Genomic DNA, 1,593 nt, shown 5'->3' with positions numbered 1-1,593 from the left:
GCCGGTGCGGATAACGATATCGCCGAATTCATTGGCCGATGTCAGGCGTCCTTTGGTCTTGATCGTGTATTGAAAGGTCTGGCCCTCGGGCACTGGCGGGGCACCGATCGAGCCAGCCGACACCTCGATATTCTGTTCGCGAATGGCCGAAATCACGTCACCTGGCGTGATCGACAGGGCAGCCATCTTGTCAGGGTCCATCCAGATCCGCATAGCGTATTCCAGATTGGTCAGAACATCGGCTTTGCCCACGCCCTGCACCCGCGCCAACGCATCCTTGAGGTTGATCGACGCGTAGTTCGACAGAAACACGCTGTCATAGGTGCCACTGGGCGAGGTCAGCGTCACCAGCAGCAGCATGTTGGTCGACGCTTTCTGGGTTACGACCCCAGACGCGGTGACCTCGGCGGGCAGCGACGACATGGCCTGCGCCACCCGGTTCTGAACGTTGACCGAGGCGATATCCGGGTCGGTGCCGACCTCGAAGGTGATGTTTAGCGAATAGGATCCGTTGTCCGACGAGGTGGAGGTCATGTAGATCATGTCGTCCACGCCGTTGACCTGCGCCTCGATCGGGGCGGCCACTGTGTTTTCCACGGTTTCGGCATTTGCGCCCGTATAATTGGTCGAAACGCTGACCACCGGGGGCGTGATGTCGGGAAACTGCGCCACCGGCAAAACCATGTAACCGATCATGCCCATGATCGTCAGGACCAGTGAAATGACGAAGGCCAGCTTGGGCCGGCTGATGAACAGGGCGGAAAACATCGGTTATTCTCCCGGCTGTTCTGCAGCGACGACCGCGTCCACGGCCACCCCGGGCCGCACGCGCTGCAGCCCCTCGACGATGACGCTTTCGCCTTCGCGCAGGCCTTCCTTCACGATCACCGCAGAACCCACGTTGTTGCCCGTGGTGATGTACCGTTGTTCGACCATCTGCTTGTCGTTTACGACCAGAACGAACTCGCCACGCTGGTCGCGCTGCAAGGCGGCCTGCGGAATCAGAACCTCGAGCGTGGGTTCCAGCGCCTCGATCTGGACGTTGACGAAAGCGCCGTCGACGATGAGGCGGTCGGTATTTTCAAACTCGGCCCGCAAGGTGATGGCGCCGGTCAAAGGGTCTATCCGGTTGTCGACGAACACGATCTTGCCGGTCTCTTGCAGCTCGGTTCCGTTTGGCAGGGTCAGCTTGACCACCGGGCTCTTCTCGCTTTCGGCCAGGGTCGATGCGGTTTCGTTGACCGCTTGAAGCACCGAGGTGAACTGTCTCTCGTTCAACGAGAAAGTCACATAGATCGGAGCCTCGCTGACCAGGTTTACCAGAGGTTCGGTGTTCGGACCGACGACATCGCCGACGCTGACATTGATCCGGCTTAGCCGGCCGTCAAACGGTGCGTGGATCTTTGTATAGCTCAGGTCCAGTTCGGCCTGCCGGATCGCGGCCTGTGCAGCTTTGACTTCGGCCTCGGCGACCAATTCGTTGGCGCGTGAAATGTCCACTTCCGATTCCGGCGTGGCTTCGCGCCGGAACAGCTCTTCCTTGCGGGCCAGATCCACCTTGGCCAGTTCCAGATTGGCCTCGGCACGGTCCAG

The 1,593-nt window shown here is 60.2% G+C and carries 2 protein-coding genes; both read right to left on the bottom strand.

The features are described from left to right. Positions 1-768: efflux RND transporter permease subunit (locus tag AC2FM3_RS17870; protein WP_496684590.1), on the bottom strand; the 768-nt coding region annotated here is incomplete at its 3' end. Positions 769-771: 3 nt separating this feature from the next. Further along, positions 772-1,593 (bottom strand): efflux RND transporter periplasmic adaptor subunit (locus tag AC2FM3_RS17865; protein WP_496684587.1); only part of this gene is annotated, 822 nt, incomplete at its 5' end.

It is taken from the genome of Ruegeria sp. BHSB172 (assembly GCF_059613165.1).
This window is presented reverse-complemented; position numbering and strand designations above follow the sequence as displayed.